Origin of the sequence: Gracilibacillus caseinilyticus (assembly GCF_022919115.1) — a bacterium.
Classification (GTDB): Bacteria; Bacillota; Bacilli; order Bacillales; family Amphibacillaceae; genus Gracilibacillus; species Gracilibacillus caseinilyticus.
Genome location: NZ_CP095072.1, coordinates 3474694 through 3497707, shown reverse-complemented (window position 1 = coordinate 3497707; position 23014 = coordinate 3474694). Strand labels below are relative to the sequence as shown.

The window sequence follows — 23014 nt, the reverse complement described above, 5'->3', positions numbered from 1 at the left end:
TAACGCTGTCTTATTAGTTGCATTATGGTAAGATTATAATACTCCTTAGTATATAACATACTGTTTTCAATTTAAGATCAAAAATCGTAAAAAAGGTGGAATTGATGATGAGTGAATTCGGTTTATTGACAGAATTTACAGCTAATAGCGGGGAGCAGGAAAAGCTGAGAGGCATCTTACTAGAAGCGGCAACATCGATGGAATATATTGATGATTGTAAAGTATATGTTATACAAACGGCACAGGAAAATCCTGAAGCTGTCTACGTTTTTGAAATTTGGCGTTCTGTCAATGCGCACAAAGCCTCGTTATCGCTTGAAGTAAATCAAAAATTAATAGCAAAAGCAAAACCTATTCTAAAAGATGTGCAACGAATCCATACCTTTGCTGTAGAAGGTGGAAAAGGACTCTAAATTGGATTTCTCCTTTGCTGGTTGATATGATATTGGTAGATGTATTAGGAAGGGGATCAAGTAAATCCATGAATGTATATGAAAATATGACAGATTTAATCGGAAATACTCCGATTGTGAAATTAAATCGAATTGTACCAGAGCATGCCGCTGAAGTGTATGTAAAATTAGAAATGTTTAATCCTTCGAAAAGTGTTAAGGATCGTGCTGCCTACAATATGATTGTGGAAGCGGAAAAGGAAGGATTGCTTACAGAAAAATCAACGATCATTGAACCGACTAGTGGTAACACTGGGATCGGACTAGCTATGACAGCTGCTGCAAGAGGATACAAAGCGATTCTAGTTATGCCTGACAATATGACGAAAGAACGAATCAATATATTGAAAGCATATGGAGCGGAAGTAGTCTTAACACCTAGTTCGGAAAAAATGCCTGGCGCGATTCAAAAGGCGAAAGAATTAGTTGCAGAAATCCCTGATAGTTTCATGCCTCAACAATTTGAGAATTTAGCGAATCCGGCTATTCATCGAACTACGACGGCAATGGAAATATTAGAACAGATGGAACAAGATTTGGATGGATTTGTAGCGACTGCTGGAACGGGTGGGACCATTACCGGAACTGGCGAAACATTGAAAGAGTGTTTGCCCAATATACATATTGCGGTTGTTGAACCGGAAGGATCTCCTGTTTTATCTGGCGGAAAGCCGGGTAAACACAAACTAGTAGGGACAAGTCCAGGATTTGTCCCGGACATTCTCAATACAACCGTATATGATGAAATTATTCAAATAGCTGACAATGATGCTGTTAATACGTTTAAACGTTTAGCAGCAGAGGAAGGTATCTTCGTTGGCCCTTCTGCCGGTGCAGCTGTATTTGCAGCTATTCAAGTTGCCAAAAAACTTGGAACAGGCAAAAAAGTTGTTTGTATTGCACCGGATACAGGAGAGCGGTATTTGAGTATGCATTTATTCTAAACAACAGGAGGAGTTTTTCAGATGAATGTTTTAGTAATTGGAGCAAATGGACAAATTGGTACTCATGTTGTACAGAAATTAAATACACAGCAAGGTACGAATCCTGTCGCAATGGTCCGTAAACAAGAACAAGTAGAAAAATTCCAAGGACAAGGCATAGAAACAACACTTGTTGATCTTGAAGGAAGCGTAGCAGATATAGCAGATGCAATGGATAGTATCGATGCCGTTGTATTTGCAGCCGGTTCCGGTGGGAAAACAGGCGCTGATAAAACACTATTGATAGACCTTGACGGTGCGGCCAAAGCGGTAGAAGCAGCAGTAAACAAAGGTGTGAAACGCTTCGTGATGGTAAGTGCCTTCCAAGCACATAACCGTAAAAATTGGAGTGAGCAGATCAAGCATTACTTTGTCGCTAAACATCACGCAGACCGTATCTTAGAGGAAAGCACGCTTGACCATACCATTATTCGTCCTGGCGCATTAACAAATGATGCTGGTACAGGTAAAATTAGCATCGCAGAAAACCTAGAACCAGGATCTGTGACACGTGAAGACGTTGCGGATACGATTATTGCAAGTCTGCTTTCAGACAATGCAGTTAATCAGTCATTTGATTTAATCAATGGCGACACTGATATTGAAGAGGCAGTTAAAAACTTATAATCAAAATGCAAAGGAGGTTAATTCCTAAAGCGGAGTTAATCTCCTTTTCTTGTATGTAAAGAAAGCATATAATTACAGACGTAGAACAAATGACAGAAGTCAATGTCTTTAAGGTCGGTTCTTTTAATACGGATTATGTCAACTAGAAATTTTATCGATAAGACCATTTTGAAAATGTTTTATGTGCAAGGAGATCGCTCCGGCCAACCACTTCGTGCCCCACAAGACGCGGAGTAAATTTCCGGAGCTTTGCTACGCATATATACCATTTCAAAATTACCACATTACAAACAGTTCTACTTTACATAATCCGTATTATTGGAAGCCTTATTTATAATGATGCTAGTTAGGAAGGGGAGGAAGTAAAGTGCTAATTAGAGAAATCAAGCATACAGATGCAGAGCCATTCGCTAAATTGATACGTCAGGTGGAACAGGAAGCGCAATATATGCTATGGGAGCCAGGGGAAAGAGAAGTAAACACTTCTAGTCAATCAAAGGTTATAGAAAATATATTAAATAAAGAAAACGCAACAATACTTGTGGCAGAAGAGAAAGAGCTGACAGGGTATGTAATGGCAATAGGCGGAAATGCCAACAGAAATAAGCATACCGTTTATATCGTTATAGGTGTGCTCAATAAATTTAGAGGGCAAGGGATTGGCAATTTGCTCATAAATAAACTAGTGGAATGGGCCAACGATCATGTCATACATAGGTTGGAATTAACTGTAGTAACGAAAAATAAACACGCTATATCATTATATAAGAAAATGGGTTTTGAAGTGGAAGGAACCAAAAAAGATTCTTTGAGGATTAATGGAGAATTTATCGATGAATATTATATGGCGAAGCTTTTATAACTTATTGTAAGGAACATTCACCTAAAAACTCCTAATTAAATGTAAATTTGTTCCAAAAAGGTAACCACATGAAAAGAATGTGAGGTTTATGTAAATGGGGAAAATCATAAGAAGATCCATTATAATAGACAGGAAATATTGTAGTTTACAGTTGATTATGGAGTGAAAAATAATCCAAGAGTTACAGACATTGAAGTGGATGTACATGCAGAAGAGGTATATATGAAAAAGAAAGTGGGAAATGAAATCCAGACATATCAAGGTCAAGTGAATGAAGATGGTATGTTTCTCATTAATTGGGAAGGCAAAAACTCCTACATAATAGAAATAAGGGGATTAGATGAAGATGGAAACATATTATACCAAGATAAATTAAATTAGTGCCTAGAAGAGAGTTCTAAGCACTAATTTGATCTTAATAAGGGCCTGGCCCGCAGTATGGTCCTGGACAATATGGAGGATACGGCTGTCCGTAAGGCGGACCGTATGGTGGATAGTTATAATAAGGCGGGTATGGATATGGTCCTGGTGCTCCTGCTAACTCTCCTCCTAAGAAGCCAAGGCCAAATCCTAACAACCCAGCGCCCAGTGGTCCGATTGGTCCGAAGAATCGTTCATCTTGATATGGCTGTTGTGGATGGCGAAAATGAGGTGGTGCCATCTCGAACTGGTGATGATGCATAATGCATTCTCCTCTCTGACTGGATTCTTTCATCACTTGATAGTAGCCTATGCAACGGGTACAATTTAGGATAGGGGTATTCACCTATTTTCATAAAAATAAAATATAAAAGAGGATGGTAGTTTCATTGAAAATTATTGAAAAAACACATGTGAAGTGGGAAGACGAGTATTTACATGAAGATTGTCCAAGCTTGACACCATATTTAATCGATGGTGAGCAAGATGCACCAATCATAGTAGTTGTTCCTGGTGGGGGATATGGACACCGAGCTTACCACGAAGGCGAACCAGTGGCAAAATGGTTAAACGAAAATGGCTATCATGCCTGTGTGTTGCGTTATCAAGTAGCACCGATTAAAGATCAAGAGACCATTCTTCAGGCACAAGAAGCAATCATAACTGTTAAAACGAAGCGTAAAGAATGGGGCTTATCCGGAAATAATAAAGTCGGGGTATTAGGTTTTTCTGCTGGCGGTCATTTAACTGCTGTCATAAGTAACCGTTATCAAGTTAATCAGAACATGAACTCCAGACCTGATTTTCAAATCCTTTGCTATCCAGTGATTACAATGGGGGAATTTACACATGAAGGAAGCAGAGATAATTTACTCGGACCTGATGCTGCCTCAGAATTGATTGACACTTACTCGTGTGAGAAAATGGTACATAGCGAGACACCGCCAGCATTTATTTGGTCTACGGCGAATGATCAGGCAGTTATATCAATGAACAGCTTGCATTATGCAGATGCACTACAACATTATCAGATTCCTTATGAACTGCATATTTATCAGGATGGCCGACATGGTTTAGGCCTTGCAGATGACCATAATTACACGAAAGACTGGAAGAATGCATGTCTCAGATGGTTATCAGGTTATATAGCAGAAAGTGGTGAGTAAATTGGCAAAGGTTAAAATGCTTGTCCAATCAACTTATAATAAAGAATTATTACGGGCAGGTAAAGTATATGAGGTAAATAATGAAACAGCACAACGCTGGCAGGTAAGCAGAATTGCAGAGGTCGTAGAAGAAGAGAAACAGCAGGACTAAACTGTTTCCAGCAGCTTTCGGAATTTACACCGGAAGCTTTCTTTTTGTTCCTCTGTAAATTTTTTCGGTCCTTTCGTTCGTTGCCCTGCCTTTCTAGCTTTTGCATTGAGATGTCGCTCCTGAAGCATGCGATCGATTTTTTCCTTGGTGTAACGAAAGCCGATATGATGCATTACGTAGCTGCCTTTTGGTAAGCATAAAGCCGCAAGTCCATAGTCTTGTGTAATAACTACATCCTCTTTACTAACCATTCTGACAATTTGATAATCTGCAGCATCTGCACCATCATCTACATATTTCACTTCGACATGCTTCGGATAGTCTTTCATCGAGAAATGACTGTAGCTCCTGACTAACACGACATCGAGATCATATCGTCCTGCTTCTTCTATAATAATATCTACAACTGGACAAGCGTCTGCATCTACAAAAATTTTCATCTTACCACCCCTTTTTCTATAAACAGTGTATCAATAGTATAGCAAAATGACCTAAATTATAGTATGATTTTCTTAGTATAAAAGGAAAGTAAGGGAAATAAATGAAAAGATATCTGGAAGAACATCGAGATGAAATGCTGCAGTTATTAGAGAAATTAGTTAATATCGATAGTGGTTCCAATGATAAAGATGGGGTCAATCAAGTTGGTCATCTACTCCGTGATATATATCAGGAATTAGATTTTCATGTCCATAAAGTAGAACAGGCGGACCTCGGAAATCATTTTATCGTTAGTAAAAGCGGAAATCCATCAGACGCAACTATTTTAATTCTTGCCCATATGGATACTGTTTTTGAAAAAGGTACAGCCAGCACCAGGCCTTTTAAGATCGAGGGGAATCGGGCATATGGTCCAGGTGTGATCGATATGAAAGCGAGTATCGTGTCGGTCATTTATGCTGTCAAAGCCTTGCTTCATAGTCAGAACGATGCTTGTGGCAAAGTGGAAATTTTATTAACCAGCGATGAGGAAATTGGTTCACCAACATCCAGGGAACTAATTGAAAAACACGCGGTTGGCAAAAAATTTGCACTCGTTATGGAGCCAGCCCGCAAAAACGGAGCGATCGTGTCAGCCAGAAGAGGAAAAGGACAATATACGTTAGAGGTACTCGGGAAAGCAGCCCATTCAGGAATCGAACCTGAAAAGGGTAGAAGTGCAATTGAGGAATTGGCCTATAAGATTATCCAATTGTATGAAATCACTGATGAAGAAGAGGGAATTCATGTTAATGTCGGCTTAATCGAAGGCGGTACGTCAGTTAATACTGTATCTGACCATGCTACTGCACAAATTGATGTGCGATTCCGTACACAGGAACAGGCAGAAGAAATTAAAGAACAAATGGCTGAGATCATTGCCAGTACAGAAGTAGATGGGACTAAAGTCAAATTAGAAGGTGACATTAATCGTCCGCCTATGGAGAAAACGGAACAAACCGAAAAGCTGTTACGAATTATAAAACGAGTGGGCGATGAGTTAGACTTATTTATTAAGGACACCGAAACAGGTGGTGGATCAGACGCTTCGTTCACCTCAGCGCTAGGCATTCCAACAGTCGATGGTTTAGGACCGGTCGGCGGAAGGGCACATCGTGAAAGTGAATACCTCGAATTAGATTCATTTGTACCACGTACGTTATTGTTAGCACATGTCATTAATGAGTTAGCAAAGTATTAAAGCTGTAAGTTGATAAGTCCGCTTTTCCAATCAGGCGGACTTTTTCTTATACGTTAAGAAAGCATATAAGTACAGTCATAGAAGTAATCATACTGAACATGAAGATGGGTTCTTATAATATGGATTATGTTAACTAGCTGATTAATGGTAATTTTGAAATTGTTAATGTGCTGGAATGCCGCTCCGGCCAACCACTTCGCGTCCTGCGGGGCACGGCTGAAGCTAACTTTGTGAAGAAAAGCACTTCACAAAGTGGATCTTCAGCACCTGCACGTCCCGCGGGAGTCTACGTGGTTGGCCTACGCTCATGTATAGCTCCACAAATAATGCAACAGGTAGGATATGGAGCACTATCTGCAAGATTTATACCTTAATTTGATGACATACAATGCCCAACACGACTGCTTTTAGCTGTTCCATACGTTGTAGCACTTCACGGAAGAAATATGTGTGGAGACTCCGCTCCGCATGCGTCAGTACGAGCTGAAGATCCACTTTGTCTGTGCCTGTGTCTGCAGGAATCACTTCGAAGTAACCTTCCTTGGCACAAGGCAGTAAAGAAGTAGTGCGAGTATTAGGCTAGTTAAAACCTCGCCCTAAAGGACGTGAAGCAATTTTTAGTAGCTTTACTAAACAGATGAAATATATCAAAATTACCATAACGTCAGACAGTTCCACTTTACATAATCCATATTATAGGTAGTTGTATATTATTTATGTTAGTTAGAACCGGCTGGGGCTTTCCCCTTTTTTCTTATAATGAAAAAGGAGGATGACAAATGAATTTATCAGCGATTATTTCAGTGTTACTTGGCTTGTTTATCACGTGGATAGTACCCATAGTATCCGTTGTATTGCTTTATTAGCTGATAAGAAAAATCCGACTGAATAAATAAAGGAAGGGTGGGTGAGAAATGGAAGTCAGACGATTAACGAACAATGAAGTACCACCGATGGAATTACTAGTAGAAGCAGATCCGTCTCCACACCTTGTTCAAGAGTATTTAAAGAATGGCGAATGTTATGTCATGGAACACAACCGAAAGATCATCGGCGTATATGTGTTAGTCTCGGCAGGAGATTCTGCAGTAGAATTAGTGAATATTGCCATTGCAGATAAATATCGTGGTCAAGGATTGGGAAAACAATTAGTACAGGATGCTATTCAGCGAGCATATAAAGCTGGTTACAAGTCGATCGAAGTTGGTACTGGTAACTCGAGCATAAACCAACTAGCACTTTATCAAAAATGTGGTTTTAGATTAGCTGCAATTGATAAAGATTTTTTTATACGAAACTATCAACAGAAAATTTACGAAAATGGTATTATATGCAGAGATATGATCCGGCTAAGGTTGGATTTTTAACGGTATATAAACGTACAAATATGTAAGCAGTAGATCCTGAGTGACAACATTTTTTATGGGAGGCGGTGTGTCGATAATGAGGAAATGGTTAGTAGCCATTTTAGTTCTACTCATCCTAGCAATTCTATTTGACATACCATTACAACAACTCTTTATGAATGTCTACAACTATCTCAGTCAATTATTGATTCCGATTGTATTAGGATTTATAATAGTTGGCGTTGTCTTCACAGGATTACTGAAAAAGTAACATCTAATTGTCTTGCATCGGACCTTGTTAAATGGTAATATATACAAAATTAATACTTACATACATAGAAGAGAAGAGTAAATAAAGAACCATTCATATTAGAGAGCCCCAGCTGCTGAAAAGGGGTATGTATGACTTTATTGAAACAAGCCTCAGAGTATCGCGTTGGATTTCTTTAAAGATGATGGCGTGACAGGAGCTCCTGTTACAGAGCTAGAGTATATGCAGAGAGTTGTTGTACTTGAAGAGGTTAATATAGTGATATATTAACGAATATGGGTGGTACCACGGTGAATAAATCTCGTCCCTAAGACACAGTCTTGGGGCGAGATTTTTTTGTTTCAGAAATAGCCGTGAAACAGGGGGGAATCAACATGAAATATTATGCATTTCTATTACTTTTAGGTATTGGCATATCAAATATTGGCGAATGGATATACTTTCTTGCTTTAAACTTGATTGTGTTAGATAAGACATCCTCACCACTTGCAGTTACTGGCTTATACTTAATAAAACCTATCGCAACGTTATTGACAAATCTTTGGGCTGGAAGTTTGATAGATCGATTAAATAAGCGTCACTTAATGATCTTTCTTGATTTATTTAGAGTACTGGTAATATTTTCATTACTATTCACAGAGGATCTTATCACCATTTACGCAGCTGTACTTATCGTCAACATGTCAAGCGCAATATTCGAACCAGTATCGATCACTTATATGACGAAATTAATACCAGAAACCAGCAGACAACAGTTTAATTCTATTTTAAGTTTAGTGACATCGGGTGCATTCTTTATCGGGCCAGCGATTTCAGGTCTACTATTTTTAATAAGTGACCCAGAAATGGCGATTTTAATCAATGCGGTAGCATTATTATTTTCAGGTATGATCACTTGGCTGCTGCCAAACGTAGACATGGATCAAAGAAAAGATTCGATGAATAAAAAATTTTCCTCAAAGCTATTAAGAGAAGATTGGCATATGGTGTTCACATTCAGTCAAAAACATAAGCACATTATGGGTATTTATTTACTAAGCAGCTGTGTAATGGTCATACTGCCGAGTGGCATTGATTCTCTCGAAGTGTCTTTTACAAAAGTGGTACTGTCTTTATCCAATAGTGAATATAGTATCCTGGTATCCATTGCTGGCATGGGAATTGTTGTCGGAGCACTCATTAATACACTCATTGGCAGTAAAGTCGCTATATATATTTTAATTGGGGCTGGCACGATCTTTGTTTCCATCGGGTACATCATCTATGCTTATTCTAGTTCATTCTTGTCGGCATCGGTTGGATTTTTTAGTCTCGCGTTTTTCATTTCCTTTGCAAATACAGGCATTCTTACATACTTTCAATATAATATTCCGGTCTATATGATGGGAAGAATTGCTAGTATGTTTCAATTTTTTGAGGCTGTCCTCATTATGTTGGTTACTACTTTGATAGGTGTTGCAGCCGAAAAAATTTCTATTCAAATCAGCGTGCAAATAGGTGGATGGGTGATGACATTGTTGGCCATAGCCTTAGTATGGAGTATTTATAAAGGATTCTCATATGCTAAATGGCAGGAGTAAAATACACATGAAAGCAGCCCCAGCGGTCCATTATACCGTTGGGGCTAGAAAGTGTTGTTACTCGACTTCTAAAAAATCGATCAATGCATCCCATTGCCCATCATCACTCGTAACTACGAGCTCAATCTCCTGATTACCAGTTCCGTGAGAGACATTGTCTAATGTATAAACAGCAGGATAACTATCACCAAAATAAAATGTACCTTTTGTCTGTCCGCCAATTTTCAAATCAACTCTGGCCATGTTCGAATTATTGGATGCACCTCTTAGTGAAAAACTGTGCGTACCGTTTGCAAAATATTGCGTGTATTTAACGGAATCATTGTTGCCGTATAACCCGACTCCGTTAAAAGGGGAGCTGATATTTCCGGTATACTGTCCACTTTTCGTCATGGTCTCTGCTTCTACTCTGGTCGTACTGCCACTTTCATCGCCGCCGATCGTTAGTGTATTACTGTACACATTAGCCGTACCGCTGCTTTGATAGCCTTCTACTGTAAGTGCTACTTCATGCATGTTTCCCATTTCCATGCCTAAGCTTTCCCATTTTTTAAAATGCTCACTGACAGAGATGGTCCCGCTTGTACGTTTTGTTCTGCGCACACTCCAATATTGCTGGAATGTTGCTGTTCCCTCTATGGACGGCTGGTTCGTTCTGGTCGTTTCATAAATGTCATACGTTCCACCATCTACGGTAATAGTACCTTTTGCTGTTGCTCCAGGTGGACGCCAATCGCCCCAGCTATCGACAATATAATATTCTACCAGTGGATCCACTGTCCAACCGTATACACACAAGTATGAGTTGCCGTTCGGCTGATAAGTCGCCCCATAATTAATCGAAATGTTGCCAATTTGCTGGTGGGTTTGTGTCTGATCAAACTTTTTCCCTTTACGAAACAATATGTTGTTAATGTTACTCCATTCCGCACTAAATGCTCCACCGCTATTAAGCGTCATACTGCCTGAACCGCCACTGTCTTTCCAGAACTCATAATCATAACCATCATGGGTACCTGTATCATTGCTTGTTACTGCGGCATGTACATTCACTGCCGGAACCATCAGGATAAAGCAAAGTAATGTGGTAATAAGGTATCTTTTTTGGTGCTGTTTCACTCGCAAATTCCTCCTTATCTTTTGAAAAGTGTCGTATTGCAGTAAGTCAGTTCCACCTCCTAAATATATGATAACGCTTACTTTGGCGCTTCGAGTTAAGCATAACGAATGTTGGCAAGGATTGAAATACTTTACACGAAGACCTTTACTTTCTAAACTAACTTCTAAATTTTTTACAGCTTAAAATAAGATAGTTGACTTACATAAATGGCTATTTGTGTTAATGAGTATAAAATATTCCATGAAACATGTTATACTGTATACAATGAGGGGGAATACAGGATGAAGCCGAATGCTATATTAAAGAAAAAGCCAAAAAAGAAACGATCGCAATTGCCTATTCGTTTAAATATATTATTTGCCTTTGTCTTTCTGATTTTTTCACTACTAATTGTTCAGTTAGGTATTGTGCAAATTCTGAATGGGGAAGAAGCACAGCGGGAAATTAATGAAACCGCTAATACACCTACAGAAAAAGCTGTGCCAAGAGGGAAAATGTATGACAGCAATCATGATTTAATTTTAGATAACGAACCGGTAAAAGCGATTACGTATACACCGCCTAAGAACGGGGAGTCTGCAGAAGACCTGTTAAAATTAGCTGAAGAGTTAGCGGCATATATCACGATTATCAAAGATGAAGAAGAATTAACAGAATCAATCAGCGAAAGAGATAAAAAAGAATATTGGTATCTCGAGAATCGTGACACAGTAGCGGAGAGGTTAACAAAAGAAGAAAAGGCACTTGACAGTAGTGAACAATATAAGGTGGAACTAAAGAAGATCACACAGGAAGATTTAGACAAAGTAGACTGGAATGCTGATTTATTAAACATTATCGCGATCAAGAAAGAGCTTGCCGCTGCATATGAATTGTCACCACATATCGTCGTTAATGAAGGGTTAACAGATGAGGAGTATGCGAAAGTAGCAGAAAACCTCTATCATCTGGAAGGAATCAACGCGATGATTGATTGGGAAAGGAAAAACATGTATGAAAATACGATCAGCTCTTTTATCGGTGGTATCTCTACTTCTGAACAAGGGATACCAAGAGACAACAGTCAGTTTTATTTATCTAATGGCTATACGAGGAATGATCGTGTTGGTGAAAGTGGATTAGAGCAGGAGTATGAACATGTTTTAAGAGGAAGAAAAGAGAAAGTGAACTATACCACGGATGCAGACGGAAATGTTATTAGTTCAGAAGTTGTGGTGGAAGGACAAAGGGGTAAAGATCTTGTCTTGACTACGGATATGGAATTTCAGCAAGAAGTGGATAAGATTGTGAAAGAAGAGCTGGAAACGGCGATTCATAACCCTGCTAGTAACAATGGTTATTTAAAAGATGCATTAGCTGTAGTAATGAATCCGCAAACCGGTGATATACTTGCAATGTCCGGATTTCGTTATGACCGTGAAACAAATGAGTTTATGAATCAAGCTTACCGAACAGTTTATGATGCACATGAACCAGGTTCCTCCATAAAGGGGGCGACCTTGCTGGCTGGATATCAGGAAGGTGTAGTAGGCATTGGTTCGACACTGGTGGATGCACCGATTAAAATTAAAGGTTCACCATCATTCTCATCCCATGGTTCAGCAATGGGGGCAATTTCAGATTTGGTTGCTTTAGAACGGTCGTCTAACGTGTACATGGCAAAAGTAGCTATTAAAATTGGAAATGGTGTTTATCGGCAAAATGAACCATTAAATATTAATGAACCGGAAACGTTTAATAAGCTGAGAAATTATTACAGTCAGTTTGGCCTAGGTGTCGAGACAGGTATTGATTTACCGTATGAAGCAACAGGATTAACTGGTGAACCTAGTACAGAAAATTTAATGCATTTAGCTATCGGACAATACGATACGTATACAACGCTACAGTTAGCTCAATATGTGTCGACCATTGCGAATGATGGTTATCGCATGAAACCTCGCCTTGTGAAAGAAATAAGAGAACCTAGTGGCGAGGAGAGTGCTCCTGGTAAAATCATTCAATCATTTGAGCCGGAAGTTCTGAACAGAGTGGAAATGGATCAGAAGTATATTGAGAGAGTACAAGAAGGTTTTAGAAGAGTGTATGCTGGTTCTCGAGGAACGGCAAGTGGTCAGTGGAGTGGCTTTCCTTATGAAATGGCTGGGAAGACCGGTACAGCAGAAAAGCCTATCGTCGACAATGGAGTTGAAACTTATACCGACAATTTAGCATTAATTGGATATACACCACTAGATGAACCGAAAGTTGCCTTTGCCATCATGGTACCTGAAAATGGTACTGGATCAGGCAGACATCAAATTCATCATGCAATCGGTAAACGTATTATTAAAACATACTACGAAATGAAAGATAATCAACAAACAGAAGAGGAAGAGTAAAAAGAGCTACAAAGTTAGCTCTTTTTTTACTACAATCTGTCACATGTGAACCTAAAGATATCAAATGTTATAATAATAAAGGTATAGAAAAATCGTAAACAAGAAAGAAAAAGAAGAGGGATCTAAATGGCTTTGGAAATTCAAAATGAAGTGTTGAAAGTAGAAATTGCAAAACAAGGAGCAGAAATACGTAAAGTAAAGCACATGGAAAATGGCTTAGACTACATGTGGACTGGAGATAAAACCTATTGGGGACGTGTTTCTCCGGTATTGTTTCCGATTGTAGGAAGATTAAAAGAAGATCAGTATCAGCTTAATGGAAAGACATTCACCATGTCACAACACGGTTTTCTGAGAGATGTGGAATTTGAGGTGGATAAACATACAACAAACAGTATCTCATTCGTGTTTCACTCTGATGGACAATTTCGTCATATGTACCCGTACGAATTTACAGCATACATACATTATTCATTACAGGGCGAATCACTAGCTGTTCGCTGGGAAATTATCAATAAAAATGCTGAGGAGATGTATTTTTCAATTGGGGCACATCCTGCATTCCGATTACCTCTGATAGAAGATGAAACAATGGAAGACTACAGCTTGCATATTACACCTGCCAAAGATAAAGAAGTAATCGAATACGAACTGAAGGATGCACTGATTCATGAGAAGGGAGCTGCTAATGATATAGAGGAAATTCCGCTTTCTAATTCATTATTTAAAAATGATGCACTCGTCTACAGCAATATAGACAAGGTGAAACTTGCTTCTCATAAATCAGAAAATGGTGTAGAAGTACTTTTTGGAAACTTTCCATTTGTAGGGGTTTGGTCACCGTATGGGGAAGACGGTAAAATAGCACCGTTTGTATGTATTGAACCTTGGTACGGTATAGCCGACACCTATGATGCTACAGGAGATATGAAGGAGAAGTTAGGTGTGCAAAAACTTAAAAAAGGAGAAACCTTTACTTCAGAATATCATATTAAGTTTTATTAATAAAAACTAAAAAACTTGCCCTTTCTATTATAAAAAACAGAGGGGCAAGTTTTTTTAACCTGTAAGAAAGCAAATTTTTCAAAACTTCGTACCGCTAGTACAGTCATAGAAGTAATCATGCTGAACATAAAAATGGGTTCTTATAATATGGATTATGTCAACTATCGTTGAAATAATTTTGAAATGTTTAGTGTGCTGGGATACCGCTCCAACCAACCACTTCGCGTCCTGCGGGGCACGGCTGAAGCTAACTTTGTGAAGAAGAACGCTTCACAAAGTTAGCTTCAGCACCTACACGTCCCGCAGGAATCTACGTGGTTGGCTTACGCTCAAGTTTAACTCCACAGTTAATGCGACAGGTAGGATAGAGAGCATTAACTGCAGCTTTATGCCTTACTCTGATGACGTATAATGCCAAGAATCACTGCTTTTAGAAGTAGTTCAAGTAGTAGCCTAGCTGAAGCCGCGTCCGTGGAGCATATTTTCGGAGCTTTGCAAAGCAGATGAAGCCTTTTAAAATCACCACAATGTCAGTCAGTTTTACTTTACATAATCCATATTATAGGTAGTTGTTTATTATTTATGTTAGTTAGGACCGGGAGGACTTTCCCGTTTCTTTATCCTGCATAATAATTTTTCTGTAAGAAATGAAGTTCATGTTGCAAGAGTGTCATTTCCTGTTCATTAAGTGGAACGAGTGGTAATCTTACTTCTCCAACGTCAACACCAAACATACCAAGTGCTGATTTGATTGGTGCGGGGCTTGGTGCCATAAACATCGATTTCATAATCGGTACTAAGTACTGGTGCAATTCTTGGGCGCGTACAATGTTTCCAGTTTGGCAGGCTGCAACCATCTCATTCATTTCATTGCCAATGATATGAGATGAAACGGATACGATACCTGCAGCACCAATCGCTACCGCTGGTAGAGTTAATGTGTCATCTCCTGAATATAAGGAAAAATCATCATTGGTTTCGCGAATAATTTTTGTCATTGCATCTAAATTACCACTAGCTTCTTTAACCGAAACGATATTATCAATCTTTGCCAGCTCAATGATCGTATCCGGATTAACATTGACACTTGTTCTTCCTGGTATGTTATAGAGCATAACGGGTAATGTCGTTGCTTCAGCAATCACTTTAAAATGTTGATACAGCCCTTCCTGAGAAGGTTTGTTATAGTAAGGAGCAACTAATAGTACGCCGTCAGCACCAATTGTTTCTGCTTTTTTTGTTAATTCAATCGATTCCTGTGTGTTGTTAGAGCCTGTACCTGCTATTACTGGAACACGACGGCTAACGGTTTTCACTACGAATTTAATAAAAGAAATCTTTTCTTCTTTTGACAGGGTTGGGGATTCACCTGTGGTTCCCGCCACTACAATTGCATCAGTTCCATTTTGTAATAAGTAATTAATTAATCGTTCTGCTTTGTTATAATCAATTTGGCCTTGTTGATCAAAAGGTGTCACCATTGCCGTTAAAATACGTCCGAAATTCATTATTATCCACCTCTATTCAAAGATTTAAAACAATTGAGACATTCCATTGAATAGAGGGTATCTCATCCCCAATTAAAAAAGATGCAACAATGTGGCTATCATTGTTGCATCTTGAATGATTGGATTCGATGCGTGAGATAGCCCTCCATATAGTTATTCACTATATGACAGCCCAGCATTTATTTAATGATGGACCAGTAATAACAGCTGATGTCTGCTTTCATTACTTCGGCAAATTCCCCTTTCCATAATCATCACAGGTAACATCTTCCTCCGATTATGTACTATTGGTCTTTGCTCCTCTATTCTCACTTCAATAAAAAAATTGAAGTAAAATATTAAATTGTTTTATGTTGTTTCCCACTATAACAAAAAACGAACTGGATTGCAATGGAGAATTTTAAATTAGCGAATCTTCCTATAAATTGTTGTTCTACATTCTTTTTAAGATTTAAACCTGCATTACTGGATATTTATGTTAATGTTAGGATGAGGTGCTGTGATGCATAACGAACAGAAAGTATCAAGAATGCACAGTATAATTAGCTATATTACTCTTATCACAGCGTTTAGTTGTTTTTCTTGTACGATCAAATTCAAGGACAAATTGTCGCTGGTTTTGCGATAATTGATTTTTATGAAGATGATTTTGGTGGTAGCATAATATTGGACGAACATATCAAAACTTTTATTGCTACGAGAGCAGTAAAGTTTAAAAGCGACTAAAAATTTTCATTCGGCCTTTAGCGCTATTATTCATAATTATGTTACTATTTCTACGAGGCATATAATGATCTTTAGAAAGGAGAAAAAGAAATTGACCAAAAATAATGAATTGTCGCTTGAGAAACGGGAAGAATTAATAAGTTTGTTGAAAGACCGTTTTGAAAAAAATACGGAACGCCATCAAGGATTAGATTGGGATAAAATTGAAGCCAAGCTGGAAGCTGATCCGAATAGATTGTGGTCGCTTAACCAAATGGAAGAGACAGGCGGTGAACCGGATGTCGTTGGATTTGACGAAAACACAAAGGCATACCTATTTTTCGACTGTTCCGCTGAAAGTCCTAAAGGTCGCAGAAGTGTTTGCTATGATCGAGAAGCACTGGAGTCGAGGAAAAAACACAAACCTGAAAATACGGCTGTGGATATGGCCGCTGACATGGGCATTGAACTATTAACAGAGGAAGAATATCGAGAGTTGCAAAAACTAGGTGAATTCGATAAGAAAACATCCAGTTGGGTAAAAACACCTGAGAAAATTAGAAATCGCGGTGGGGCGATCTTTTGTGATCGTCGTTATGATACCGTATTCACTTATCATAATGGGGCAGACTCCTATTATGCTGCCAGAGGTTTTCGAGGCTCATGTAGAGTTTGAATATAAAGAGGGGGTTAGTGTAACATAATTCGCGAGTTTGTTACACTAACCACTTTATTAATTTTTACTAAATTACATATCATGCGACTTATTATGTTTTTGTCTAGAATGATTCTGGTTCTTTACTTTATGAGAGCCTGCCATCGGTTCTCCGTAAGGCTGAGTTGGACTTTTTGGTAAATCAGGTTGTTCAGACTGTTTTGGTCCTTTTCGATTTTTAGCCATTATAGTTATCCTCCTTCATCAGTTTAGTGATTTAGCATATTTAATAAAGGTTTCTTCATTTTCAATCAATCCGCATACACCACACTGTATTCTCTGGTTTGGCCCATTGTAGGCGATGTGAAAAATCTCGAGCGGTTCTTTTGCGTAATCATTTACTATTTCTCCGGTATCCATGTCTAATTTCACCGGCTTTGCCACTTGCTCAATCACATTAAAGCGAGACCGGTTCGTTTTACATTTTGGACATTTATAAGGCTGCGTCATCTATAATCCCTCCCAATATTTTCTCCATTAAGACTGCCTGCAATGTTAGCTTATTTTTTCTCATTAGTGACAAATTATACTGATCAATATTTTGAGAAAGATTGAAACGTCGTACGATTATTATTTCAATAAATATGGGTATGCTCTTGACAATCTGGAAAAATCTGATATGATAAAGTCGAAATTAATATACGAAACACATCCACTAGGGGTGTCTTAACAAGACTGAGATTAAAGTGATACTTTAAGACCCTTAGAACCTGATCTGGTTTATACCAGCGTAGGGAAGTGGCAACTATTCCTATACATATGATTTGAATAAGTATAAGTATAGCCACTTTCTTGCGTGCGAGAAGGTGGCTTTTTTGTGCTTTGGATAACAAATATGTAGAAGGAGTGGGAGTACATGAAGAAAAAGTTAACATTGGTGGACATTTTAATTACGATTGTCATTGCTTTTATTTTTAGTGTGATTTACCGAGTATGGGGACCAGTGTACAGCGTGATATCTGTGGTCGGCTTGCATGTCGATCAACTTGTATATGGTATGTGGTTTATGGCGGCTACGGTTGCTTTCCTCATTATTCGAAAGCCGGGTGTTGCCTTATTAGCAGAAGTGGCGGCAGCTCAGGGGGAATTTCTATTCGGGGGCTCCTGGGGGATTTCATTATTACTTTATGGCATTTTGCAAGGACTAGGCTGTGAACTTGTGTTTGCGATGGTTCGTTACAAAAGCTATCGATTGTTCGTCACCTGTCTGGCGGCTGTCGGCGCTACAATAGGTTCGTTAATACTGGATGTGTTTTATGGCTATATCGATACGTTAGCATGGTGGAATGTTACGTTGTTAATCGTCAATCGAACGATCGGTGCTATCGTGATTACTGGCGTTTTTGCTTATTATTTAGTTTTAGCATTGGATAAAACAGGAGTAACCAAGATGATCCGGCCATTATCAGAAAAAGATTATCACTTTTCCGATGAAGAAACGGGGTCTTAGTATGATCGAAATTAATCACTTAAAAGCAAAATATCCTGGCCAGTCAAGGACGATTATCAACGACTTTTCCTTATCCATCCAAGAGGAGGAAAAGGTCTTACTGATTGGTCCTTCGGGTTCCGGTAAATCAACTATCATGCAAATATTAGCCGGGTTAATTCCAGAGGTTATTGAAATTCCATTGAAATATCAATCTCGTACTTTACCTGATGCTTACGGTATTGTCTTTCAGGATCCGGATGCACAATTTTGTATGCCATATGTCGATGAGGAAATAGCGTTTGTTCTTGAAAATCGAGGTGTCGCTCGTGAAAAAATGCCAGATTTGATTACCAAGTATCTCGAGCAAGTCGGCTTATCATTTGCTGACAATCATATTCCGATTCAACATTTATCAGGTGGTATGAAGCAGCGACTTGCGATTGCCACCGTTCTGGCGTTGGAGCCGTCCGTAATCTTTTTGGATGAACCTACCGCAATGTTAGATGATCAAGGTACTGTAGATGTGTGGGATACGATAAAAAAAGTGGCAGCCAATAAAACCATTATCATTGTCGAACACAAAATTGAGCATATTTTATCCTTTGTGGATCGAGTCATCATGATAGATGAGTCAGGCAATATACTGGGAGATGACACACCAGAAGCCATTTTCACAAAATTTCGCGAGAAGCTTTATCGTTATGGTGTTTGGTATCCGAAAATTTGGCATGATTTTCTTGCGCAACGAGCCAATCCCAAACCTTCTACGCATATACTAGATCTGCCGGTAATTCGTCTCGACTCCTTAAAAGGTTACCATCTGAAAAAGTTAAAAATGGAAGTGGAAAAGGCAACCATTTATCAAGGGGACTGGCTGGCAGTTACTGGTGAGAATGGCTCTGGCAAAAGCACACTATTACTTGCCATCATGCAATTGATTCGTACAAAAGGGAATATCTATTATTATTTGTCAGAGAAATCAACGAATTGTAACTATCAGAAAATGGGCTATGTTTTTCAAAATCCGGAATTACAATTTATTGCAAATTCTGTGTATGAGGAGCTGGCTCAATCCTTAGTGAATAGTGAAGAGGAAGTGCTTCCTGAAACAATTGAACAGCACTTAAAAAGATATCACTTATTTCAAGTCAAAGATCAACATCCATACGAATTATCGGTCGGGCAGAAGAGAAGGTTAAGTGTTGCTACTGCTACGATCGCTAATGTTGATGTCTTACTCCTGGATGAGCCTACATTCGGACAGGATGCTAAAAACACTTTTGCCATGCTCGATATGTTAGACGCATGTCGCAAAAATGGGATAACGATTGTGATGGTTACCCATCAAAATGAAATTGTCAGGCATTTTGCGACAAGAGAATGGCGCGTGCAAGAGGGGCAAGTTCAGGAAATGACGGCATATCCATTGCCAATTCAACGTGAAGGGTGAGACAAATGATCGGAGAGATAACGTATCAGGCAACATGGCTGCATCGATTAAATCCTAGTATGAAATTAATCGCTTTTCTATCATTATTTATTGGCTTATTATTTATTCATAATCCCAATTTTCTTCTTTATTTTATAATCGGCGCCACCCTGATTTATTTATTTGCTACTGGGCATACGGGGAAAGTGATCGGATTGCTGGCGTTGCCATTAGTGATAATATTCGTGTCCTCAGCTACTGCCATGATCTTTTTTGGCGAAGGGGAGACGACATGGTATCAGTTTGGTCTGATTCATATTACAGAAGAAAGCTTCTATCGTGGACTCCACTTAGGATTAAGAAGTACGGTGTTTGGGATTTTAAGTCTGATTTTTGCTTTAACAACCAGACCGGTCTATCTGTTCTATTCTGTGATGCAGCAAATGAAAGTAAAGCCAGCATATGCATATAGTTTCATGGCCGGCATTCGTATGCTGCCGATTATGCTCGAAGAATTCCAAACATTACGACAAGCCATGAGAGTAAGAGGAGTCGTATTTCCACGAGGCGTTAAAGGCATGTATCAGAAAGTGAAACAATACAGTATTCCATTACTGGCACAAAGTATTCGAAGAGCACACCGAATCGCTGTCGCAATGGAAGCCAAACAATTTACCAAACAAACGGCTAGAACTTTTTATTACAAAATGTCGATTTCTCTGCACGATCTTCTATTTGTCTGTCTGCTAATCATGTGGATGCTTGCGACTTTGTATATCAGTATGGAATTTTCACTATTTCCAGTAGAAAATGTGCGGTGATCTGTTATACTAGTTGAAGATATCAAAACTAGTAGGAGTTTATCTTAATGGAGAGTTATGTAACATATGATGAAATTTTAACGAAATGTGCGGCGTTAAATGAAAAATATAGTATAGATGAAGAAACGTTTTACCAGGTAGTTGATCAATTGATAGATAGTGATTTGCCCACTAAGCAGAAAATAATCGAGGGATACCAGCAATTGATGAAAGCTGTATCGATGGAGATGGAACAGATGGAAGCAGCCGTTTCATTGCAACCGACTTGTCAAATGGGCTGTGCGTTCTGCTGCTATTTCCCGATTGTTATTAATAAAATGGAGGCGAAAATAATTCGGAATTCGTTTGATCAGTTGCCTGCATCCCGTAAAAACAAGATTAACGATCATATCAAACAATACTATGAGACTTATGGACAGAAGGTAGAGAAATTAGGCAAACTGGACGTAGTATCTGACGCTGATGCTAAATACAATTATAAAAAAAGCAGGGCTTCCTTGTGTAATGCTCGATACAGAATCCAATCAATGTCTTGCATACGAAATCAGGCCATTGCCATGCAGAACCTATGTGAATTATACGGATCCTGCTGTATGTAAGAACAATGAAATGCCGAAAGAAACGATCAGCTATGAATTTCTATACCAGGAGTACATGGGTGCATTTAATGAATTATTACAGTATTTATATGCTGAGGAAGACACTGCGATGGTACAGTATCCTGATGATTTGTATCAGGAAGATTTATTAATTAATTGGATGACAACCGTCTAGTTTTTCCACTCCTTTTTTTCGTATAAATGATGGGCTTTACGTCACACTAAGAGTAAAAGGAGTGATTGCATGATTAGATTATGGAAGAAATGGCTAATCGCTGGGTTTATGATGTCGCTGCTGGCAGGTATCACAATTTCACCTGTACAAGCAGAAACGAACGATGTAACGTTAACAGATAAACAAATCGCTGAAATGAAGACCTTACAGCAGGAATTGGTAGAAAAAGAAAAAACAATTATTAATAAGTATGTGGAATATGGCGTGCTGACGGAGGAAAAAGGGAAGAATATTCTCGAGCATCTTGATAGGAAATACAAAATGCTCGAAGAGAATCAATTTGTTCCGAAGTGGGATCACAAACATCATCACAAAAAAGATAAAGAGTAAAAAATAAAGCTTACCCGCGGGTAAGCTTTATTTCGTGATAAAACTCTCTGTATAGAAAGGCTGACCATCCTCTTTCATGGCAACACCTACCGACATAAGACGAAAATCAGCATGTAATATATTCTTTCGATGACCTTCCGAATTCATTAAACCTTGATGTGCAAAGATACTGCTCGCTTGACCAGCTGCCAGATTTTCACCAGCTAATTGGAAGGAAATACCGTCCTCTTTTAAGCGATCAAATGGAGATTGACCGTCGAGATTGTTATGACCAAAGTAATTATTTTCGGCCATATCGGTACTGTGGTTTTGAGCGGTTGTTCGTGCTTCTTCATACCACTGCAGAACAGGTAGACCGAACTTGACTCTGGATGCATTTGTCAGATCAAATAATTGGTATTCGAATCCTTCTTTTAAGGAGTCACCCGTTCCACCGAAGAAATCCTGCTTTTGATTCTCTAATGACTTCGCAACAATCTGAATCGCTGCTAATTGGTTACCCTGGTGGACATCATAGAAGAAAGTAACATAACTTTCATCAATAAGGAACGTATCTTGCTCCTCACTATCATTTATTTTATACCGGGTAAAACCTTTTCGAATCGAATCTAATGGTTCTCCAAACGCATCGCGAACGTCTGTTTTGTTGCTTGAAAGTGTAATATTCTTTGTGGATGAGATTAAATCCTGATTGGTATACAGAGCAGCTACCTGGTCTTGCTCATTGTAGGCTACCATAAGGAAATTTTGAAAATTGTCATGATAGCTGTACCAATCAACGCCATATTCATTCAGACTTTGTCGTTTCGCTTCTCCTAATTGCTCCGTTACGCTTGCTTTTGACTGGGACAATTCGATATTATGGATCGAGAACGATTGTTCGCTTGGCGCTGTGAGTTCGGGTTTTTCCGCATCAGATGGTACAGGTGGTTCTGTATTCGATTCAGTCAATCGTTCGAAGACATCCTCAAGCTTGTACTTCATCGTTTCAATCGTACTTAACAGCTGCGGATTATTTTTAATGTTATCTACATCGGTGGTTAATTGCTGCCAGACACCGTTTATGCCATTTTCCTGATAGTCATCACTATATATAAAGCCTACTATACCAGCAATAAGTAGCAAGGATATAAGTGCTCTTAACTTCCTCAATTTTTCACTCCTGACTGCTTGTTATCTAATAGTAACCATTATA

27 protein-coding genes, 1 pseudogene, 2 riboswitches and 1 other annotated feature are annotated in these 23014 nt (G+C 38.8%); of the genes and pseudogenes, 21 read left to right on the top strand and 7 right to left on the bottom strand.

The genetic code is table 11. The features are described from left to right. Window positions 1-104: 104 nt before the first annotated feature. The 5 genes from MUN88_RS16735 to MUN88_RS16715 all read left to right on the top strand — a co-directional run bounded on the left by MUN88_RS16735 (window position 105) and on the right by MUN88_RS16715 (window position 3305). Entirely contained in the window at window positions 105-413 is a 309-nt protein-coding gene (locus MUN88_RS16735; protein ID WP_244717060.1) for a putative quinol monooxygenase, read from the top strand. A gap of 68 nt (window positions 414-481) precedes the next feature. Further along, the gene (cysK, locus tag MUN88_RS16730; RefSeq protein ID WP_244717058.1) at window positions 482-1396 is read left to right on the top strand and encodes a cysteine synthase A; all 915 of its coding nucleotides are present in this window, start codon (window positions 482-484) and stop codon (window positions 1394-1396) included. Window positions 1397-1417: 21 nt separating this feature from the next. Then, window positions 1418-2062: an SDR family oxidoreductase gene (locus MUN88_RS16725; protein ID WP_244717056.1), complete on the top strand. Its 645-nt coding sequence runs from the start codon at window positions 1418-1420 to the stop codon at window positions 2060-2062. A gap of 367 nt (window positions 2063-2429) precedes the next feature. After that, complete coding sequence (locus MUN88_RS16720) at window positions 2430-2924, top strand: GNAT family N-acetyltransferase (RefSeq protein WP_244717054.1); 495 nt, start codon at window positions 2430-2432, stop codon at window positions 2922-2924. Window positions 2925-3086: 162 nt separating this feature from the next. Continuing rightward, window positions 3087-3305: a hypothetical protein gene (locus MUN88_RS16715; protein WP_244717052.1), complete on the top strand. Its 219-nt coding sequence runs from the start codon at window positions 3087-3089 to the stop codon at window positions 3303-3305. A gap of 34 nt (window positions 3306-3339) precedes the next feature. Here the strand turns inward: MUN88_RS16715 and MUN88_RS16710 are convergent, their stop codons facing one another. Next, the gene (locus MUN88_RS16710) at window positions 3340-3606 is read right to left on the bottom strand and encodes a hypothetical protein (protein ID WP_244717050.1); all 267 of its coding nucleotides are present in this window, start codon (window positions 3604-3606) and stop codon (window positions 3340-3342) included. 127 nt (window positions 3607-3733) lie between these two features. On the opposite strand from MUN88_RS16710, the gene MUN88_RS16705 reads away from it, so the two are divergent. Both MUN88_RS16705 and MUN88_RS16700 read left to right on the top strand, forming a co-directional pair. After that, window positions 3734-4510 (top strand): alpha/beta hydrolase, encoded by a 777-nt coding sequence (locus MUN88_RS16705; RefSeq protein ID WP_244717048.1) that lies wholly within the window; start codon window positions 3734-3736, stop codon window positions 4508-4510. 1 nt (window position 4511) lies between these two features. After that, a complete protein-coding gene (locus tag MUN88_RS16700; RefSeq protein WP_244717046.1) occupies window positions 4512-4661 on the top strand; it encodes a hypothetical protein in 150 nt (49 codons plus the stop codon). On the opposite strand, the gene MUN88_RS16695 is transcribed toward MUN88_RS16700, so the two are convergent. Next, window positions 4658-5101: a YaiI/YqxD family protein gene (locus MUN88_RS16695; RefSeq protein WP_244717044.1), complete on the bottom strand. Its 444-nt coding sequence runs from the start codon at window positions 5099-5101 to the stop codon at window positions 4658-4660. The two genes, MUN88_RS16700 and MUN88_RS16695, sit on opposite strands and share 4 nt — an antisense overlap. A 101-nt stretch (window positions 5102-5202) precedes the next feature. Here MUN88_RS16695 and MUN88_RS16690 point away from each other — a divergent pair, with 101 nt between their 5' ends. The 4 genes from MUN88_RS16690 (at window position 5203) to MUN88_RS16675 (ending at window position 9539) form a co-directional block, all read left to right on the top strand. Beyond that, window positions 5203-6342 (top strand): M20 family metallopeptidase, encoded by a 1140-nt coding sequence (locus MUN88_RS16690; RefSeq protein WP_244717042.1) that lies wholly within the window; start codon window positions 5203-5205, stop codon window positions 6340-6342. A gap of 914 nt (window positions 6343-7256) precedes the next feature. After that, a complete protein-coding gene (locus MUN88_RS16685; RefSeq protein ID WP_244717040.1) occupies window positions 7257-7709 on the top strand; it encodes a GNAT family N-acetyltransferase in 453 nt (150 codons plus the stop codon). Window positions 7710-7785: 76 nt separating this feature from the next. After that, a complete protein-coding gene (locus MUN88_RS16680; protein ID WP_244717038.1) occupies window positions 7786-7959 on the top strand; it encodes a hypothetical protein in 174 nt (57 codons plus the stop codon). Window positions 7960-8015: 56 nt separating this feature from the next. Next, window positions 8016-8271 (top strand) — a binding site (T-box leader). 62 nt (window positions 8272-8333) lie between these two features. Continuing rightward, window positions 8334-9539 (top strand): MFS transporter, encoded by a 1206-nt coding sequence (locus tag MUN88_RS16675; protein ID WP_244717037.1) that lies wholly within the window; start codon window positions 8334-8336, stop codon window positions 9537-9539. A gap of 57 nt (window positions 9540-9596) precedes the next feature. Here MUN88_RS16675 and MUN88_RS16670 read toward each other — a convergent pair whose 3' ends face one another. Continuing rightward, the gene (locus MUN88_RS16670; protein WP_244724593.1) at window positions 9597-10604 is read right to left on the bottom strand and encodes a glycoside hydrolase family 11 protein; all 1008 of its coding nucleotides are present in this window, start codon (window positions 10602-10604) and stop codon (window positions 9597-9599) included. A gap of 336 nt (window positions 10605-10940) precedes the next feature. Between MUN88_RS16670 and MUN88_RS16665 the strand changes: the two genes are divergently transcribed. Both MUN88_RS16665 and MUN88_RS16660 read left to right on the top strand, forming a co-directional pair. Further along, on the top strand, window positions 10941-13040 hold the full coding sequence (locus tag MUN88_RS16665; RefSeq protein WP_244717035.1) for a peptidoglycan D,D-transpeptidase FtsI family protein: 2100 nt from the start codon (window positions 10941-10943) through the stop codon (window positions 13038-13040). A gap of 126 nt (window positions 13041-13166) precedes the next feature. Then, on the top strand, window positions 13167-14045 hold the full coding sequence (locus tag MUN88_RS16660; protein ID WP_244717033.1) for an aldose 1-epimerase family protein: 879 nt from the start codon (window positions 13167-13169) through the stop codon (window positions 14043-14045). 617 nt (window positions 14046-14662) lie between these two features. Here MUN88_RS16660 and dapA read toward each other — a convergent pair. Then, window positions 14663-15553 (bottom strand): 4-hydroxy-tetrahydrodipicolinate synthase, encoded by an 891-nt coding sequence (gene dapA / locus MUN88_RS16655; protein WP_244717031.1) that lies wholly within the window; start codon window positions 15551-15553, stop codon window positions 14663-14665. 130 nt (window positions 15554-15683) lie between these two features. Further along, window positions 15684-15866, bottom strand: a riboswitch (Lysine riboswitch). A gap of 269 nt (window positions 15867-16135) precedes the next feature. Here dapA and MUN88_RS16650 point away from each other — a divergent pair. Together MUN88_RS16650 and MUN88_RS16645 are read left to right on the top strand one after the other, a co-directional pair. Further along, window positions 16136-16279: pseudogene (locus MUN88_RS16650) on the top strand (SAM-dependent methyltransferase); the annotation flags it as partial. Window positions 16280-16370: 91 nt separating this feature from the next. Then, on the top strand, window positions 16371-16934 hold the full coding sequence (locus MUN88_RS16645) for a DUF4256 domain-containing protein (RefSeq protein WP_244717029.1): 564 nt from the start codon (window positions 16371-16373) through the stop codon (window positions 16932-16934). Between the two features lie 72 nt (window positions 16935-17006). Here the strand turns inward: MUN88_RS16645 and MUN88_RS16640 are convergent, their stop codons facing one another. Together MUN88_RS16640 and MUN88_RS16635 are read right to left on the bottom strand one after the other, a co-directional pair. Then, entirely contained in the window at window positions 17007-17159 is a 153-nt protein-coding gene (locus MUN88_RS16640; RefSeq protein ID WP_244717027.1) for a small acid-soluble spore protein P, read from the bottom strand. 18 nt (window positions 17160-17177) lie between these two features. Beyond that, window positions 17178-17423 (bottom strand): DNA alkylation repair protein, encoded by a 246-nt coding sequence (locus MUN88_RS16635; protein ID WP_244717025.1) that lies wholly within the window; start codon window positions 17421-17423, stop codon window positions 17178-17180. A gap of 197 nt (window positions 17424-17620) precedes the next feature. Beyond that, window positions 17621-17727, top strand: a riboswitch (TPP riboswitch). Between the two features lie 102 nt (window positions 17728-17829). Between MUN88_RS16635 and MUN88_RS16630 the strand changes: the two genes are divergently transcribed. From MUN88_RS16630 to MUN88_RS16605, 6 genes are all read left to right on the top strand, one after another. Next, on the top strand, window positions 17830-18423 hold the full coding sequence (locus MUN88_RS16630; protein ID WP_244717023.1) for an ECF transporter S component: 594 nt from the start codon (window positions 17830-17832) through the stop codon (window positions 18421-18423). A gap of 1 nt (window position 18424) precedes the next feature. Continuing rightward, window positions 18425-19855: an ABC transporter ATP-binding protein gene (locus MUN88_RS16625; protein ID WP_244717021.1), complete on the top strand. Its 1431-nt coding sequence runs from the start codon at window positions 18425-18427 to the stop codon at window positions 19853-19855. A gap of 5 nt (window positions 19856-19860) precedes the next feature. Continuing rightward, window positions 19861-20655 carry an energy-coupling factor transporter transmembrane component T family protein gene (locus MUN88_RS16620; RefSeq protein WP_244717019.1) on the top strand — a complete coding sequence of 265 codons (795 nt, stop codon included), beginning with the start codon at window positions 19861-19863 and terminating at the stop codon, window positions 20653-20655. Between the two features lie 47 nt (window positions 20656-20702). Continuing rightward, complete coding sequence (locus MUN88_RS16615) at window positions 20703-21254, top strand: hypothetical protein (RefSeq protein ID WP_244717017.1); 552 nt, start codon at window positions 20703-20705, stop codon at window positions 21252-21254. Further along, window positions 21160-21429, top strand: a complete 270-nt coding sequence (locus MUN88_RS16610) for a YkgJ family cysteine cluster protein (RefSeq protein ID WP_244717015.1) — start codon at window positions 21160-21162, stop codon at window positions 21427-21429. The genes MUN88_RS16615 and MUN88_RS16610 overlap by 95 nt, the downstream gene beginning before the upstream one ends. Window positions 21430-21498: 69 nt before the next feature. Then, window positions 21499-21819 (top strand): YckD family protein, encoded by a 321-nt coding sequence (locus MUN88_RS16605; protein WP_244717013.1) that lies wholly within the window; start codon window positions 21499-21501, stop codon window positions 21817-21819. A 27-nt stretch (window positions 21820-21846) separates the two neighbouring features. Here the strand turns inward: MUN88_RS16605 and MUN88_RS16600 are convergent, their stop codons facing one another. Then, window positions 21847-22971 carry a CAP domain-containing protein gene (locus MUN88_RS16600; RefSeq protein WP_244717011.1) on the bottom strand — a complete coding sequence of 375 codons (1125 nt, stop codon included), beginning with the start codon at window positions 22969-22971 and terminating at the stop codon, window positions 21847-21849. Between the last annotated feature and the right edge of the window lie 43 nt (window positions 22972-23014).